Source organism: Sorangium sp. So ce302 (assembly GCF_051530145.1).
Lineage (GTDB): Bacteria > Myxococcota_A > Polyangia > Polyangiales > Polyangiaceae > Sorangium > Sorangium cellulosum_B.
Genome location: NZ_CP150326.1, coordinates 3,831,376 through 3,848,000 on the forward strand (window position 1 = coordinate 3,831,376; position 16,625 = coordinate 3,848,000).

11 protein-coding genes are annotated in these 16,625 nt (G+C 69.4%); 3 read left to right on the forward strand and 8 right to left on the reverse strand.

Annotated features, from left to right (window positions below; all coding sequences use genetic code 11):
• Positions 1–70: 70 nt before the first annotated feature.
• Positions 71–805 carry a hypothetical protein gene (locus WME73_RS14695; RefSeq protein WP_437916081.1) on the reverse strand — a complete coding sequence of 245 codons (735 nt, stop codon included), beginning with the start codon at positions 803–805 and terminating at the stop codon, positions 71–73.
• A gap of 99 nt (positions 806–904) precedes the next feature.
• Positions 905–1,348, reverse strand: a complete 444-nt coding sequence (locus tag WME73_RS14700; RefSeq protein ID WP_437746071.1) for a ferritin-like domain-containing protein — start codon at positions 1,346–1,348, stop codon at positions 905–907.
• A gap of 298 nt (positions 1,349–1,646) precedes the next feature.
• On the opposite strand from WME73_RS14700, the gene WME73_RS14705 reads away from it, so the two are divergent.
• Positions 1,647–1,913, forward strand: coding sequence for a hypothetical protein (locus tag WME73_RS14705; protein WP_437746072.1), 267 nt, complete (start codon positions 1,647–1,649; stop codon positions 1,911–1,913).
• A 222-nt stretch (positions 1,914–2,135) separates the two neighbouring features.
• Here WME73_RS14705 and WME73_RS14710 read toward each other — a convergent pair whose 3' ends face one another.
• The 6 genes from WME73_RS14710 to WME73_RS14735 form a co-directional block, all read right to left on the reverse strand.
• Positions 2,136–3,905: a metallophosphoesterase gene (locus WME73_RS14710; protein WP_437916082.1), complete on the reverse strand. Its 1,770-nt coding sequence runs from the start codon at positions 3,903–3,905 to the stop codon at positions 2,136–2,138.
• 96 nt (positions 3,906–4,001) lie between these two features.
• Positions 4,002–7,784, reverse strand: a complete 3,783-nt coding sequence (mfd, locus tag WME73_RS14715; RefSeq protein WP_437916083.1) for a transcription-repair coupling factor — start codon at positions 7,782–7,784, stop codon at positions 4,002–4,004.
• Between the two features lie 479 nt (positions 7,785–8,263).
• Positions 8,264–9,187, reverse strand: a complete 924-nt coding sequence (locus WME73_RS14720; RefSeq protein WP_437747978.1) for a transposase — start codon at positions 9,185–9,187, stop codon at positions 8,264–8,266.
• A 287-nt stretch (positions 9,188–9,474) separates the two neighbouring features.
• On the reverse strand, positions 9,475–10,308 hold the full coding sequence (locus WME73_RS14725; protein ID WP_437746075.1) for a hypothetical protein: 834 nt from the start codon (positions 10,306–10,308) through the stop codon (positions 9,475–9,477).
• Between the two features lie 35 nt (positions 10,309–10,343).
• Positions 10,344–10,943 (reverse strand): 6-bladed beta-propeller, encoded by a 600-nt coding sequence (locus tag WME73_RS14730; protein WP_437746076.1) that lies wholly within the window; start codon positions 10,941–10,943, stop codon positions 10,344–10,346.
• On the reverse strand, positions 10,940–11,188 hold the full coding sequence (locus WME73_RS14735; RefSeq protein ID WP_437746077.1) for a hypothetical protein: 249 nt from the start codon (positions 11,186–11,188) through the stop codon (positions 10,940–10,942). Before WME73_RS14735 ends, WME73_RS14730 begins: the two co-directional genes overlap by 4 nt.
• A gap of 287 nt (positions 11,189–11,475) precedes the next feature.
• On the opposite strand from WME73_RS14735, the gene WME73_RS14740 reads away from it, so the two are divergent.
• Positions 11,476–12,219, forward strand: coding sequence for a TetR/AcrR family transcriptional regulator (locus WME73_RS14740; RefSeq protein WP_437746078.1), 744 nt, complete (start codon positions 11,476–11,478; stop codon positions 12,217–12,219).
• 280 nt (positions 12,220–12,499) lie between these two features.
• Positions 12,500–16,612 (forward strand): hypothetical protein, encoded by a 4,113-nt coding sequence (locus WME73_RS14745; RefSeq protein WP_437916084.1) that lies wholly within the window; start codon positions 12,500–12,502, stop codon positions 16,610–16,612.
• Positions 16,613–16,625: the final 13 nt, after the last annotated feature.

Here is a 16,625-nt window from a genome sequence, read left to right on the forward strand (position 1 = left end):
GCAGCGGCGCGTTCACCGGGCGATCCTGAGAGCACGCGCTCTCAGGATCGCCCTCTCCCCCCTCCGGCGTTTACGGCGTTCCGCCCTTCTCGGCCCCCGCGGGCACGCGGCAGAGCTGGGCGATGCCCTTTCCGCTCAGCTTCTCGCGGGTCAGCTCGAACTGCGGCACGTACATGCAGAAGCGGCCGCCCTTCTCGGTCGCGATGCTCGTTCGACGCGAGATCATCTCCTCGAGCTCCGAGCGGCTGATGGCCTTGTCCGTCTTCAGCGTGTCCGAGACCTTGAGATCGACCGCGTTCGGGCAGCTGACGCTGGCGGCGACGGTGAGGTTGGGCTTCACCTTCTCCTGACCTTCGCGGTAGTCGGCACCTGGCCCGGCCTGACCGCCCCCTTGAGCCCTGCCGGCCTGGGCGCCTTCGTGGGGCTGGGCCTGGCTGCCGTCGGTCTGGCCCTGCACACCCGCGCCGCCGCTCCGTCCCAGGTTGCCGCTGCCGGTCTGGCCGCCCGACGGCTGCTGCGACTTGCCCGCCGCGACGGGATCGATCCGACCGTTGACGGAGGCCGTGTAGGTGCACCCTTCCTCGACCGGGAACGAGATCTGCTCCTTGAGATTCATCGCCTGTTTCTTCTGACTCTGCCCCTGTTGCTGCTGCGTGCGCTGTGCGCCGCTCGGGCTGGGCTTGTCGCCCTGATGCTGCGCGCCGCCCTGCGCCGCTCCCGGCGAGCCCGATTCGCGTTGCTGCGGCGAGCCCGTGCCGCCCGTCTGTGCTGCCGCGAGCGCCGGCACGACCGCGAGCGCTCCCATGGCGAGCGCGAGTTGGATGGACCGATTCGATTTCATATTACCCCCAACCGTAGAATCTGCTTCCGATCGTACTCACCACCGCCGCGGGCCGACCGCCCACTAGGCGGCTTGTTCCCAGACCTTCCTTGACAGCGCGTCCTTGATCCACGCGAGGTGCCGCTGCTCATCAGTGTAGTTGCGCTCGACGATCGCGCGCGCCTCGGCCGTGAGCGACTCGTCCAGCGCCGCCTGGTATTGCCGGTTCGTGAGCTCCTCGTTACCGCGCATGGCGAGGAGCGCGCTCTGGTCTCCCCTGCTCGTGATGGCCGTGAACGCTTCGATGAACTTGCCCTTGAGGTCGCGGGTCTGCGCCGCGATGCCGCCGAGCGACGTCACATGCGCGCTCAGATCCACGACGTGGCGCGCGTGATCGTCCCTGAAGCTCGCGAGCCTCTCCCTGGTATGAGCGTGCCCGCACGCCTCGATGGCCTGGTCATAAGCGGCGATCGCGTCGCGATCGAGCTGGATGAGGTCGTTGAGCACCTCGATGACGTCTCTCGCCATGATCGACACTCCTTCCGGGATCGCGTCCCGCACGGACCCCCGCGCCCACCACCTGGGGCATTTGCGTTGGGGCGCAAGCCATGCGCACGTCGTAGCCGGAAATTGGGGTCGCCGTGGCCGCGCTCGGCTCGGCCGCCGCTGGCGGCCGCGGCGGGCGGCCCGGCATCCCGATCGGTCCGGCAACCTCGACCTGGCACGGACCGTGAAGGTCAGTCGGGAGACGGGTGACGGGAAACCCTGACAGCTTCCGTGGACCGGCGCCGCCAGCGCCGGCGCCGCGGGGAGATGGAATGTGCCTATGAAACGCTCTCTTGGCCGCTCCTCGATGCGCGCCGCGCTCGCGCTGCTCCTCGCCGCCTCCGCGGCTTGCGCCGAGGGGCTCGCGAACGCGCCCGGCATCAACCGCGAATGGACCCCGGAGGACCGCGGTCAGGACGCCATCGCGAATGGCCCGGGCTCCTGCCCCAGGGAAGGCCCCGATCCGCTCTCGCCCCCCGGCGAGCTGCGCGAGATCTGTCCCAAGGCCGCTCCGCCGAGGCTGCCCAACGCCGCCGCGTCGCCCTGAGCGCAGCCGGCTCGCGCCAGAAACCTCGCTGCGCCCACTGATCTCACGTTCGCGCGCGCAGGAGCGCGCGGCGAGCTCGGCACGCAAGAGTCCTTCTACGGTCGACCGCTTCCACGATTCGACCGCCCGGATGTGGTTGTGCCTGCCAGAGCGAAGGCAGAATGTCCCGGCTGAGGCGAACTGCCTCATGGAGGGAACGATCGCCAGGGCTCCGGTCTGCCTCTACGGCTCGGGCGCGCCAGCTCCCGCCGCGGCGCCCGCTGCGGGGGGGCGACTCCGCCGCTCGCCCGCGGGGCACTCGCGGTGCCCGGCGCTTGCCGCGTCGACCTTGAGTTGGCCGGGCCGGCGTGGCTGCCGCGCGGTCGGGATGGTGATGGGCTCCTCGATGAGCTCCGGCGCCAGGGCGCCCTGGGCGGGGATGAAGCGCGGCTCGCCGGGCTTGCGATCGTCGGCCACCTTCCACGCGCGCGGCACCCTCCTCAGCCCGACGGGATAGAGGGTGAGGCCGTCGCGGTGGACGTGAATCCGCAAGAAGTTCTTGTAGTCCTGGATCCGGAGCGCCGAGAACGCTTCGTTGCCGTGCCGCCGCGCGACGTTGAGCGAGATCAGGAGATAGACGCCCATGATCGTCGACCCGACCACGGCGCCGGTGGCGCCGACGAAGAGCGTCACGCCGAGGAGGCTCCACATGGACGGGAGGTCCCGGACGTCGACGCCGAGCAGCGCGCCGCCGAGGTGCGCGAGCCCCAGCGCCGCCCCGAGGTGCGCGAGCGCGTGGAGCGAGCCCGCGAACCGGCGATACCAGGTCTTGTAGGTGTCCGTGAAGACGATGAACACGAGCACGACGACGAGGACCCACCCCACGGCCCCCGGCCCGGGACGGGGCAGCGTCAGGGAGGAGAGCATGTAGACGAAGGCGGCGGCAGGCCAGAAGCCGAGGTTGTGCCGAGCGAACGAGAGGTTGCGCCAGGCGAGCCGGCGCGACTCCGACTCTGACGGAAACGAGGCACGCAACATATAAGGGCGTTGGTCGGCGCCCGCGCCGGAGCGGACCACGGTGACCGGCTCGCCGTGGGTCGGGTGGAGGAACGCGCCGCCGCCGCCGGCGATGACGTTTTGCCGGCCGTCCGCGGACTCGTGGCGGCGATAGTGGTGCAGATCTCCGGCGATGCGCGCGACGATCTCGACCCCGGGCCGCGCGTCGGCGAGCTGCTTCTCGAAGAAGGCGAGGTTGCTCTGGAGCTCTGGGTTGTAGATGGCGCCCTTCACCCAGTCGGGCTCGGCGGTGCAGAGGATCACGCGATCGCCGTCGCGCATGTCGTGCGTCGCCAGCTTGCAGAAATACTCGATCTGCGGCTGGTCGATGTCGGACTCGAGCTGGATGTCGACGCCGAGCAGCCAGAAGCCGTGGGGCAGCTTCAGCGCGAAGTAGCTCCGCGACTGGAACGTCTTCCAGGCGCCGAGCGTGCGTTTCTGGCCGAAGAGGCGCATGAAGCTCATCAGCCCGTCGTACCAGTCGTGGTTGCCAGGGATGGCGAACAGGTGCGGCGGATCCGTCACATCGGCCTTCGGGAGCGCGGCCGCGTAGGGCTCGACGAGCCGCGTCCAGTACGCCTGACGCGTGGCCGAGGGGTAGACCTGGTCGCCGCCCATGATGAGCACCTCTCCGCGCCTCGTCTCCCGGTCGCCCAGCAAGAGGACCGGCCGTGCGAGCAGGCTGGCGATCGCATAGGTGGGGTTGAAGCCATCGCCTGTGTCCGCCACGTAATCGATCCAGAGCTCGTCGCGCATGACGCCGTTTCGGACGGCATAGTCGAAGGGCGGCTGCGGCCCCGCGATCGCCTCGATGAGGCGGAAATCGCCGCGCGCGCCCATCAGGCGGGAGACGGTCATGTCGAGCGCGGAGCGGGCCAGCTGGAAGGGGCTGTACCAGCACGTCATGACGCTCTGCTGGAGCGCCGCGAGCCGCTCGCGATCCGGGCGATCGATCATCCGTCCCTCCGCTCAAGGGAGATTATCACCGCCGGAGCGCCGCGTCGCCTCGGCCGCGCGCTTCAGCGGGGCGCGACGACGTCGTGGGCACTCACGCTACGCGAGATCACTGCCATCCTTGAGACAGCCGGCGAGCTCGCTGAGGAGCTTGTCGGTCGCCTCCAGACCGCTCGTGAAGGCTTCGCCCTCCTTGGCTCGGCGGGTGAGGCGCATGTCGGGCGAGAGTCGGTAGGGTGAGGCCTTCGGCTGGACCAGCTTGAGCACCTTGGCATGATCGAGCGGGGTGTCCTCGCGCAAGTGCAGCGTGACGCCCTTGGCGCTCGCCTCGCATGCGAGCGCCTTCAGCCGGCGCAGCTCGGTCTTGAGCCGCATGAGGTGCACGAACCGGCGCGCCTCGAGCGGAGGCGGGCCGAAGCGATCCTCCATCTCGACCGCGAGGTCCTGCACGTCCTCGGTCGAGGCGGCACCAGCGAGCCGCTTGTAGAGGGAGAGGCGTACGCCTACATCGGAAATGTACTCCTCTGGAAGAAGCGCGTCGGCGTCGAAGGAGAGCTCGGTGTCGACGTCGTGGACCACGGGTTCGCCGCGCAGCTCGTGGACGGCCTCGTCGAGCATCTGGCAGAAGAGCTCGAAGCCAACCTGGGCGACGGTGCCGCTCTGCTCGGCGCCGAGGAGGTCACCGGAGCCGCGAAGCTCCAGGTCGAGCGAGGCGATCTGGAAACCGGAGCCGAGCTCGGTGTGGCGCTCGAGGGCCTCGATGCGGGCACGGGCCTCGTCGGTCATGGCGTTCGGGGGCGGGACGATGAGGTAGCAGTAAGCGCGCTCCTTGGAGCGGCCGACACGGCCGCGCAGCTGGTAGAGCTGCGAGAGGCCGAACATGTCGGCGCGGTCGATGAGGATCGTGTTGGCGCGGGGGATGTCGAGGCCGCTCTCGATGATGGCGGTGGCGCAGAGGACGTCGTAGCGCCCCTCGACGAAGTCGAGCATCGTCTGCTCGAGGTTGTGCTCGCTCATCTGGCCGTGGGCGACGCAGATGCGGGCGCTCGGGACGAGCTCGGCGAGGCGGGCGGCGCGCTCGTAGAGGCCCTCGACGCGGTTGTAGACGTAGAACACCTGGCCGCCGCGGCCGAGCTCGCGGAGGACGGCGTCGCGGAGGACGGCCTCGTCGTGGCGGGTCACCACGGTGCGGATGGCGCGGCGATCGACCGGGGGGGTCGTGATGATCGACATGTCGCGGAGGCCGGAGACCGCCATCTGGAGGGTGCGGGGGATGGGGGTGGCCGAGAGCGTGAGGACGTCGACGTTGGTCTTGAGCGCCTTGATGCGCTCCTTGTGGGTGACGCCGAAGCGCTGCTCCTCGTCGACGACGAGGAGGCCGAGCCGCTTGAAGTGGACGTCCTTGGAGAGGAGGCGGTGGGTGCCGATCACGACGTCGACGCTGCCGTCGCGGAGGCCGCGGGAGACCTCGTCCTGCTCCTGCTTGGTCTGGAAGCGGGACATGACGCGGACCTCGATGGGGTAGGAGGCCATCCGGGATCGGAAGCTGAGGTAGTGCTGCTGCGCGAGCACCGTGGTTGGGCAGAGGACGGCGACCTGCCTGCCGGCGTTCGCGGCGCGGAAGGCGGCGCGGATGGCAACCTCGGTCTTTCCGAACCCGACATCGCCGCAGACGAGGCGGTCCATCGGACGGCCGGACTCGAGGTCGGCCGTAACCTCGGTGATCGCCCGGGCCTGGTCGGGTGTCTCGTCGAAGGGGAAGGTCGCTTCGAAGGCGCGGTAATCGTCGTCCGGAGGTGGAACGGGCTCCGCCGTGGCGGCGCGGCGCTCGGCGTAGAGGCGGAGGAGCTCGTCGGCCATCTTGCGGACGCTCTTCTCGACCCGCGCCTTTGTCTTGGCGAACGTCTGCCCGCCGAGCCGGTCGAGCTTGGGGGCGCCTTCGCCGCCGCTGAATTTCTGGATCTGGTTCAGGCGGTAGACCGGGAGGTAGAGCTTGTCGCCGCCGGCGTACTCGACGGCGATGAGATCGACCGTGGTTGAGCCGACCTGCTTGTGGACGAGGCCAAGGTACCGCCCGATGCCGTGCTCTACGTGGACGACGTAGTCGCCGACGCCGAGGTTGCGGAGGTCCTCGAGGAAGGCCTGCGACGGCTTCGTGGAGGAGGCGGCGGCGCGCGCGGCGCGGCGGTGAGCGCGGGCACCGAAGATTTCCTCCTCCGTGACCAGCGCGAGCCCCTCGGCAGGAGCGATGACGCCGCGCGCAAGAGAGCCCGTGACGACGAGGGCCGTGTCGCGCGGAGAGGCGGAGCTGCTGCCATCGAAGAAAGCGGGGTCGAACGGACCGAGGTTGGCCTTCACCCGCACGTCGCGATGGCGGAGAAGGGCGACGAGGCGCTCAACCTGGGTCTGTGCGCGCGCAGCGACAAGCACTCGTAGGCCTGCTTCTTGCCATGCGACCACGCGACGAACGAGCGGGTCGAGAGCGCCGTGCTTGCCGCGTGACGCGCGAGCCGTCTTGATGGCGCGCTCGAGGTCCGACTGGTCGCGCGTCGCGAGCGACGGGACGTTCTCAGGGACGACCTCGAAGCGCTCCAGCGAGTTCCGGTTTTCCGCAGCACCCTCAACCCCGGTGCGGTGCAGGGCAAGCACGGTACGCGCGCCGAGCCACGAGGCAACGTGTGCCTCGTCCTCGTAGAAGGAGGCCAGCGGGAAGTGCGGCTCACGGTCCTTGTTGCTCCGGTCGGCCGCAGCGCGACCGAGCTCGTTGCGCACGGCGGCGGTGACGGAGGCCGGGTCCTCAAGGAGGATGAGCGCGTCGTCGGGCAGGTACGACGTGAACGACGCGAGGTCGATGAAGGCAGGCAAGTAGCCTTCGGCCCCGAAGAAGGCGCGGCCGCTCGCGACGTCGTCGACCAGCGCGCGCGCCTTGGTTGAGGGGAAGTCGATGACGTCACACGCGGCGCGTACCCGCTGGCGGGCGCGCTCGACATTGGCAGGCGTGAGGATCGCCTCGCGCGCCGGCGGGATCCAGACCTCCTTCACCTCGGTGACCGTGCGCTGGTCGTCGGGGTTGAAGGTCTTGATCGATGCGACGATGTCTCCGTAAAAGTCGATGCGCACCGGCAGCTCGGCGGAAGGCGCCCAGACATCGAGGAGGGCGCCGCGGACGGCGAAGGTGCCGGGGTCTTCTACGAGGGGGCTGCGGACGTAGCCCGATGCACCGAGGCGGGCCGAGAGCGCGTCGCGATCCATCTCCTGCTCGGCGATGACGAGCTCGGCGTGTTCGGTGATCTCGTCCCTGGGTACGACCCTGCGGGCGAGCGCGGTGATGGGGCAGACGAGGACCGACCAGGGAAGGTCCATGCCGAGGTGGAAGAGCGTGGCGAGGCGGGTCTGGGCGCCCCGGCGGTCCGGGTTGACATCCGCGTAAGGGCTGGCCTCGTTCGGCAGGTAGAGAAGGACGCGGCCGAACGTGGTCGAGCCGGCGGCCTCGGCGTCATCGGCGTCCCGATCGACGAGCAGGAACGAGGTATCGGCCGCCAGAGCGCGGGCGCTGTCGACGTCGGGAGTCAGGGCGATGATCCGGCGCCCGGCGGCGGCCGCGACGAGGCGACGGATGACGAGGGCGCCGGCCGAGCCGGCCGAGCCTGTGACATGACGGGTGCCAGGCGGCGCCGCGGCGAGCTCTGCGGCGAGCTCACGGGGCGTGACGACCCGGCGGTCTGCCGGGAGATCGAACGACGGGAGCGGCTCGAAGTCGGCCGGCGGGCCGCTGGTAGCGGTATCGTTCGAGGCGCTGTCGTCGACGTGGCCTGAGAGCTCGGCGATCGTGGCGCTGAGCGGGGAGCTCGAGGTGGAAGTGAGGGAGCGCTCGGGGGGCATCGGCGCAGCGCGGTCTAGCATAGGCGGCGCGATTCGACCCGCGGTCTCGACCCGACCGTGGTTGGCGCCGCGCGCGGGGCACAACCCCACCGTGCTGCGGCCGGGAACGCAACCCCACCGTGCAGGGCGCTACGTGACGCGCACGCCAGCTCGGTCCCGGCCCCGAATCGCCTCTCGTCACGATGGTAATGTCGACTCTCGACTCCACTCCGCGCAGACTTTTCGACCGCTCGGACTCTGTTCACGCCGAGCCTGGCAGCCCCGAGCGAACCCGAGCTGGCGAGCCAGTACGCCTGCCGGCCAGCCGAATCGTCCGTTGTTGCGCATGAATCGAGCCTTGAAGGAGATCGAATGCTTGGTCCCGTCCTTTGCTTGCAACAACGCCGCATCCAGGCGTCGGTCGTGTTGTGCGACGGGTGAACAGAGACTCCTGGTTTCCAGTCTTAATATAATTTTGTCAACGTGTGCGGGTCCTGCGTCTATGCGGCCGCAGGCTCGCCCTCGTTGACGGTGACCCCGTGGAACACGCGCATCCACCACGTACCCGCTGGGAAAGTTACGCTGCGTACACCTGCACGCCATTGATTGATCGAATGTCGGTATGCGATGCGAAATGCTTGTACGGCCGCGATGGCGGCGTTCTTTGCGTCTGCCTGCCGGCGGCCGACTGCGAACGTTGGATTGAGATCGCGAAGTGGGTCGATGCTCGTTGCTCGCTTGTAAGGAGAAATATTCCTCGCGCGCGCAGCCCCGAGGAAGCCAAGCCTTTGTCGCTTCAGGGTAGCGTGAGCCTGTCTCTCGTGCAGATCGATCCTTCCCGTGATCTCCCGGCGAAATTTGTCGGCATTGGAATCGCTGATCGATGGTGGAAGCGTGATCGCAAGTGCTACGTCGGTTGGCCATTCGGGGCTCTGTGGATTGAAGTATATTTCAGGGCGTTGGGCGCGCAGCACGCCGCAGCCGATGTCGCCGACGAGCACCTTGGCTCCTGGCCACTCATGTGCATGCGGTACGAGACCAGCAGCGACTGGATTTGCGAGGGTGTAAGCGATCTTCTCCACCAGAGCGTCCCGTGTTGCTAGCCGTACCACGCTCGTTGCTCGATCGTCCCACACCGGCCCCTCCCACGCGCGCAAGATCTTGGTCCCGAGAGCGACAAGCCGATGGAATCTCTGCAAAAATCGTGGGAGCTCGCCGCGTGTGTCTGTGACAACGATATGAATGTGCGTGGACATCACGCAGAGGGCGTGTACGAGGATACCATAGCGGTGGGCCGAGACGGCCAGGGTATAGATCACGAGCCGTGTGATCGCGGAATCGGGGCGGAAAAGAAAATGCCTTCGCAGTACACGGCGGGTGAGAAGATACGTAGCGCCGGGGACGATCGCACGAGGCTGACTCATGCCTGACGGGTATATCAAACGCCGTGCCAGACTCGAAATCGGCCGATTTTTGAGGATTTGGGTGTTCGAGGAGGTGGCGGCCGTCATCCTCTTCGCCACCTGCGCCACCCAATGGTCAGGTCGGGGGGCAGAGCAGGGCGTGTGCGGAGCGCAACGTCAGTCGAGCGCGACGTCGCCGCGACGTCACAATGTGGCTCGGTAAACGGCGGCTGCTGCGAAGGCCATGGAGGGGATGCTGGCGATGCATCGCGGGCCGGCAACAAAACCAAAGAAAGCGCTCAACAGTTCTAAAGGTGGACCCCGCCTCCCAACGATACCCCCCACGTAGTCGCCCCTCGCTGCCCGGTCAGCCCGGACGGCGCATCCAGGTTGACGGCAACCTGGGAGCGTACGAACACCGGCTCGAATTCGACATTCGCATACAAGATTGCTGCCCATTGTGAGAAATCTCGCCCTGCGAGCGGTGCCGACTGCGCGAGCATCTGCACTCGCACTCCGGGTGTCAGCAAACCCATCCGCAAGCCCGCGTGAGCGGCGGCCACGACCGCCAGCCGAGACGGATTGGAGTTCACGGAAACGAGCACGGCTGGATCCAGCTCAGCGCCAACGATCACCGGCATGGACAGCTCCGCCCGGCTGCGGAGCAACAGCGCGATCGGGATCGCGTTCGGTGCCCACATCCAGTAATCCGCGAACCCGCGCGCGGCTGTAGCTACCGCGTAGTTGTACTCGGCCTCCGTATTCTTCGGGATGGTGCCAGGGAACGTCGTCACCGGCGGTGCAACCCCGACCCCGGCATAGATCGAGCGGTTTCGCTCCTCGAGAAGCGCCGCCTGCACGGTCACGAACGGATTCCCGAAGCGAAACGACGAGCGCCGCGCCTCGCCCTCGATCCGAAACGTAGTCCAGGCCGAGGTGACGTCCGTGGTTGCGTGCAGGCAGCTGTTCAGGCGAACGCCCGCCGCCACCTGCGGCGCGACATGAATCGTAGCCACCGTCGGGTTCTGCGGCGAGGCTGTGAAAATGCCGTACAGCGCAATATGACCGCGGCCGCCAGGTCGCGACGGAATGTCCCCCGTCGTCTGTGCCCAGCTCGGCGCCGCCTCGACCGAGGCAACCACGGTAATCGTAAGCGCGAGCCCGCGCGCTCTCCTCCTCACTTCGTCCTCCGGAACTTCTGCACGCCGCGACCCCTCAGGCTGGTGACGTAGACGCTGCCGTCGTGCCCAACGGCGATCCCGTGCCCCCAGTCGATCTCCCCGGGACCGTCCCCCGATGTGCTCCACCGGTCCACGATCTTCCCGTCGAGGCTCATCCGCAGCACATGCCCCCGAGGCCGCTCTGGATCCTGATCGCCTCCGTCTACAACGTAGATGTGCCGGTCGGGTCCGAAGGCGATCGCCCACGGTCGCCCCAACGCGGCGCTCTTCCACTGCGCCAGGTAGTGGCCGTTCGCGCTGAAGACCTGAACACGCGCGTTCTCCCGGTCCGCCACGTAGACGCGCCCCTCGTCGTCGGTGACGATGCCGTGAGGCGTGTCGAGTTGTCCCGGCCCGAAGCCCTTCTCGCCCCACTCCATGACGAACCCGCCGTCCTCGGAGAAGCGCGCGATCCGCGCATGGTTGTAGCCGTCCGCCACGTAGATATCGCCGTCCAGGCCGAAGGCCACGTTGGTGGGCCGGTCGAGCTGCTCGGGGCTCGTCGCGCACCCGATATCCGCGAGGAGTACGAGGATCCACACACCGATGCCCTTCATGGCGCCTCGCCGAGGGTCATGACCACATCCCCTTCCGCCGTCAACTTGAACACCCGGTTCTGCTCGGAGTCCGTCACCCAGACGAAGTCGTTGCGATCCACCTCGATCCCGTGTGGATAGAAGAACAGCCCCTCTCCCCACGCGTCGAGCAGCTCGCCCGTCTCTGGATCGAACACCAAGATCGTGGGTTCGCGGATCGGCGCGTCGTTCCCTGACGTGCGCCCGGCCGCATGGCTCACCAGCACGCGCCCTCGCGCGTCAACCGCCACATCAAGCGCTGGGCCGAACACCATCCCGTCAGGGACACGCGGCCACCCGTCCACGACCGCGTACGGCCCTGCAGGCGCGTCGTCCGCCGTCGGCGGTCGCGACGTGCACGCCCCCGCAAGCGCCAACCCTACCAGCCAGCGGCCCCCGCGCTGCGCCCCGAAGACCGACGTTGCGTTGCGAAGCAGCCATCCCATGACCAAGGATAACAATGTTATCCTGGTGGCGTCAACGGGCGAGGCGCGGACGTGGCAGGATGGTGGGCATGGGTGTGATGGATGCGGATGAGCCGGTGGAACGCGTGTTCATGGCGCTCTGCGAGGGACGACTGACGCGGGACGATCTGACGGCCCGCAAGATCGCCGCATTCCTGGGCCAGACGACGATGGTGCTGTATCACCACTTCGGCTCGCTCGACGGATTCCTCATTCGCGTCGATGGCCTCGGGTGGCGGCGGCTCGCGGAGCGCCTCGACGCGCGGGCGCGCGCTGGCGCCGATGCGCGGTCGCTTGCCGTCGGTTACGTCGAGTTTGCGCTGTGCCATCCGGACCTGTACTGGCTGATGGCTGAGCGCCGCTTCGACCGCGCCCGCCTGCGCGAACAGGGGCGCCTGCGGCTCGCGCGCCCTCTTTGGAGCTCATTCGTCGAGCTCTTGCGTCATCACGGTAGCAGGCGGCCGGAGGAAGATACGTACGTGCTCTTCGCGGGCCTCCATGGCATCGCGATGCTCGCGCTGAGCGGGCGCGCCAACCTGGGTGAGGTTTCGTCCAGGAGAATTCCTTCCGTCCTGGCTTTTTCTATCTTGGGTGGAGCCCCGGCTGGTACCCCACCAGGTACCCCACTCAACCCGGGTGAGGATCCCAACCTGGGTGAGGGCCCCGTCGGAGATGCGGAGGTGGCCTTCGCCGCGGCACGCCGTCTGGCGGACCTGGTGCTCCCCGCCCGTCCACCCGAGCCGCCCGCCTCCCAGGCGAGCCGCGACCGCGGCGGCCCCGGGCGCCGCGCCTGAGCCGTCCGCCCAGGCGCCTGCCGGTGCCAGGGCGCTCGCTGGACGCTCCGCGCGCGACGCACCGGCTCCTGGCACACGGCTCGCCGGCCACGAAGAAAGGGAAAGCGCGTCGACGCGCGCCTTCGCGCCGGGCGCATCCCTCGCGCGGCGCGGGGCTTGCGCTGGCGTTGTGCGAGACCGACCCCAGCACATCGCGCCCGTTCGCCGGACAGGCCTCGCAATGTCGGGGAAATCGGCACGTCCTGCGAACTCGCGGCATCTATCTCCTTTCGGAGGTGTTATGCGCGCGCGACGCACGGTCGCTTGGTTGCTCAGCGGGGGGCTCCTCACCGCCGGCGCCGGTTGTGGCAGCGACGAACCGGAGGCGCTCGGCGCAGCTCGGCTCGCGGCCGTCGCGAGCGCCGACCGCACCGTGCACGCGGTCGATGCGCTCGGCGCTCAGCACCAGGCCGCGATCGCCGCCAACGCCGACGCGAGCATCCTCGTCGCGACCTACACCGATCCGCGCGGCGCCCGCGCGACTCCGATCAGCCTGTCCGGCGTTGCGCGCTCCGCCGACGGCGGGAGATCCTTCGCCGAGGTCCTCGGCCCAAGCGGCGCGGGGGCGCTGCCCTCGGTCGCCGGCGGCCAGGTGCTCGGCGCCCCGCGCGTCGTCCACGATCCGACCCGCGACATTTTCGTCAGCTCCTCCACCTACGTTCGCCCCGCCGATGGCCTCCAGGGCCTCTGCCTCCATGCCTCGAACCCCGGCAGCAGCACGGCCGGCTCCTCATGGTCCGCACCGGTCGAGGTGACCCCGGCCTTCGTCGCGGGGGAGAGCGCCGAGCAGGCCTCCCTCGACGTCAACGCGGCGACCGGGCGCCTCTCCGTTGCCTGGGTTCAGCGCGGCGGAGCGTCTCCGAGGATCCTCTACAGCCACTCCGACGATCTCGGCCAGACCTGGTCGCCCGCGGCCACGATCGCGCAGGCGCCCGCCGGTGGCGATCTCGACGGGCCGAGCGCGCGCATCCTCCCGGGGGCGACCGACAGGGACTCGGTCGTCTATGCTGTCTTTCGCGCCATCGAGCCGGGGACCTCGCTGCGCAACGTCGGTTGCCGCCGGTCGATCGACGGAGGCGTCACCTGGGAGCCGCTCACCCTCCTCGACGAGGCCAGCTACCCCACGGAAGACCAGATCCTCGGCGTCGACGACGGAAGGAGCGCCCCGTCGATCGACGTCGACCAGGCCACGCGGCAGGTCTACGTCGTCTACCAGCGGAGCGGCGCCCACGGCACAGGGGACATCGCCCTGCGCTCCTTCACAGAGCAGTGCACCGCAGGCCCCGCCGTCCTCCTCAACAGCAATCCAGGGCGCGATCGGGCCCAGTTCTTCCCCTTCGTGGCCGTCGACCGGACGACCGGCACCGCGCACGTCGTCTACTACGACCAGGATGTCGACAGCTCGGGCGACCTGACCGAGATCGTCCACACCGCGTCGAGCGATCAAGGCGCCTCCTTCAGCCCGCCTGCGCCGATCTCGGACCACCCCTTTCACGCGGGCCACGGCAACGACGCCTCCCGGCAGAACCTCGGCGACCGCATCGGCGGCGTCGCGCTCGCCGGTGAGCTCTACAGCGTCTTCAGCATGACGGCCACCCCGCCGCGGTTCGACGAGGGGCAGCCGTCGTCGACCTCCCTGATCGCGCCCAACGTCCACCTCGACGTCCTCGACGAGCTCGCCAGCGTCCCGCCGCTGCGCGCGGCCGGCGCCCGGATCGCGGACACCGCGTGCGGCGCCCTCGCGAACGAGCGCGTCGATCCGGGGGAGCTCGTCGACGTCGGCGTCTACCTCGAGAACCACCTCGCCAACCCGATCTCCGGCAGGACGACCGTCTCCCGGATCACCGCCGCGCTGTCCACGGAGACGCCCTCCGTGACCATCGTGAGGGCGAGCGCGCTCTACCCGGATATCGAGCCGCTCCGCACGGTCGCGAGCGACGCGCCATTCGTCCTCAGGACGGGCCGGGACTTCGTTCCTGGCGCGCCGATCGATCTGACGCTCACGGTGAGCTCGGCTCAGGGCACGGTCGAGCTGCCGATCCAGCTCGAGACGGGCTCGCCGGGCGCCGCGGAGGTCCTCCTCCGCGAGGACTTCGACGCAGCGAGCGCGCCAGCGCTGCCCTCCGGCTGGCAGTCGGTGCGCGCCGGCGGGACGGCCTCCGCCTCGCCGTGGACCGTCGCGCAGACGCTGACGCCCGGAAACAACGCGGCATTTCACGACGAGGAGGCGGCGACGTCGCTCGTCGCGCTGGTGTCGCCCGCCGTGACGATCCCGGAGAGCTCCGGGAACTCCCACGTCACGCTCGACTTCGATCTCACCTACGAGCTGGAGGACGATCCGCAAAAGCTCATCCAGGCGTTCGACGGTCTGACGCTGCGCGTGGAGGATCTCACGGCCGGCGCCGTGCCCCGGGCGGTGCTCGCGGAGGCGTTCGCCGAGCGGATCGTCACCGGCGGGAGCCACCACTTCCCAAAGCACCTTCCAGCCCGCGACGACCCGGACTACCTGGAGGATAACGCGGTATGGTCCGGCAGCTCCAGCGGGAGCAAGCGCGTGTCGATCCGCTTCCCTGGCGCGGGGATGCGGGGGCGGACCGTGAGGCTCCGCTTCGACTACACGCAGGACGACAGCCGGGTCTGCACGGATATCGGGCGCCCCGGGCCGTGCGGCGTCGCGGTCGACAACATCGTGTTCGCGGCGGTGCCGGTCGTGTCCGGGGCCTGCGGGGCGGATCTGGCCATCACCCAGACGGCCGCGCCGGATCCTGTATCGCCGGGCGCGCAGCTCACGATGACGATCGACGTCGCCAACGAGGGGCCGGGCGATGCGAGCGACGTCGTCGTGTCGTCCGTGCTGCCCGCCGGGGCGAGCCTCGTCAGCGCCTCGGGGACCGGCTGGACGTGCGACCCGGCCGGCGGAGAGCTCGTGTGCCGGCGCGCCTCGCTCGCCGCACGGCAGAGCTCGTCCATCGCGGTCACCATGGTCGCGCCCACGCTCCCGCCGCCCACGGTCGACGAGGAGATCGAGAGCACGGCGAAGGTGAGCTCGAGCGAGCACGATCCGGCGCCGGAAAACAACGAGAGCGGCGTGCGCATCGACGTCTCCGTGCCAGCGCGCCTGATCGGCTATCTCACGGTCCTCGGCGAGCGCATCGCCGGCGAGGATCTCGCCTATACGGCGCTCATCAGCAACACGGGTGGGCGCGTGCAGCCCGACAATGCAGGGTTCGAGTTCGTGGACGTGCTCCCGCCCGAGCTCCTGCTGGAAGGCGCGTTCGCGGACAAGGGCGCGGTCTCGGCCGATCCCGCCACCAACACGGTGGGCTGGAATGGCGAGGTCGAGCCGGGGGAGTGGGTGGTGCTCACGATGGAAGCGATCCTGCGTCCCCTGACCGATGGACTCGTCGTCACGAACCAGGGCACGCTCTTCTTCGACGCGGACTCCGACGGCGTCAACGAGTCGAGCGCGATGACCGACGAGCCCCTGTTCGCCGGCGCGGCCGATCCGACGGTGCTCACGGTGAGGCCCGCCGTCTGCGGCGATGGCGAGCTCGGGCTCGGCGAGCAGTGCGACGACGGCAACCTGCGCAACGGGGATTGCTGCTCGGCTCTGTGCACCGCCGAGCCGCCGACCACGATCTGTCGCATCGCGACCTCGCTGTGCGATCCCTGGGAGTATTGCGACGGCGCAGGGAGCTGTCCCTCGGACGTGAGCCTGCCGGACGGCGCCAGCTGCGATGATTTCGATGTCTGCAATGGCAGCGAGGTCTGCTTCCAGGGACTCTGTCTGAGCGACATCCCGCTCTACTGCGACGACGGGGATCCGACGACCACGGACGAATGCCATCCCTTCTTTGGCTGCCGGAACACGCCGAACAGCGCCACCGCGGGAGGGGGCGGTGGCGGCGACGACGGAGGGACTGCAGCAGGCGTGGGCGGCGGCGGCGCAGTGGGCGGCAGCGGCGCAAGCGGCGGCGGCGCAGTGGGCGGCGGCGGCGCAGGCGGCAGCGGCGCAAGCGGCGGCGGCGCAGGCGGCGGCGGCGACGCCGGAGGACCGGCCCAGGGCGCCGGAGGCAGGGGCGACGGCGCCGGCGGCGATTGCTCCGCCGATGCCCGCGGGGCGGGCGGCACTGGGGTCGGCGGTGGCCGAGATGCGGCGGGTGGGGAAGGGGGAGGGGGCCAATCCGAGGGAGGAGCGCCCCCGGGCCACTGCTGCTGTTTGGGCGTCAGCTGCGCGTATGCCGTCATCGGCGGTGAGACCGGGCACGCGTCAGGAGCGGCTCGCGCGCTCGCGCTGTGCGGCGTCTTCGTGGCGCTCGGCAGCGCGCGCCGCGCCCGCCGCCGTCGCTGCTGACGGCGGCGCCCGC

Bases quoted from the DNA above. Each gene is read 5' to 3' on its own strand.
- WME73_RS14730 (WP_437746076.1), bottom strand. From the start codon at position 10,943: ATGAAGGGCATCGGTGTGTGGATCCTCGTACTCCTCGCGGATATCGGG.
- WME73_RS14700 (WP_437746071.1), bottom strand. From the start codon at position 1,348: ATGGCGAGAGACGTCATCGAGGTGCTCAACGACCTCATCCAGCTCGAT.
- WME73_RS14695 (WP_437916081.1), bottom strand. From the start codon at position 805: ATGGGAGCGCTCGCGGTCGTGCCGGCGCTCGCGGCAGCACAGACGGGC.
- WME73_RS14745 (WP_437916084.1), top strand. From the start codon at position 12,500: ATGCGCGCGCGACGCACGGTCGCTTGGTTGCTCAGCGGGGGGCTCCTC.
- mfd (WP_437916083.1), bottom strand. From the start codon at position 7,784: ATGCCCCCCGAGCGCTCCCTCACTTCCACCTCGAGCTCCCCGCTCAGC.
- WME73_RS14710 (WP_437916082.1), bottom strand. From the start codon at position 3,905: ATGATCGATCGCCCGGATCGCGAGCGGCTCGCGGCGCTCCAGCAGAGC.
- WME73_RS14720 (WP_437747978.1), bottom strand. From the start codon at position 9,187: ATGAGTCAGCCTCGTGCGATCGTCCCCGGCGCTACGTATCTTCTCACC.
- WME73_RS14740 (WP_437746078.1), top strand. From the start codon at position 11,476: ATGGGTGTGATGGATGCGGATGAGCCGGTGGAACGCGTGTTCATGGCG.
- WME73_RS14705 (WP_437746072.1), top strand. From the start codon at position 1,647: ATGAAACGCTCTCTTGGCCGCTCCTCGATGCGCGCCGCGCTCGCGCTG.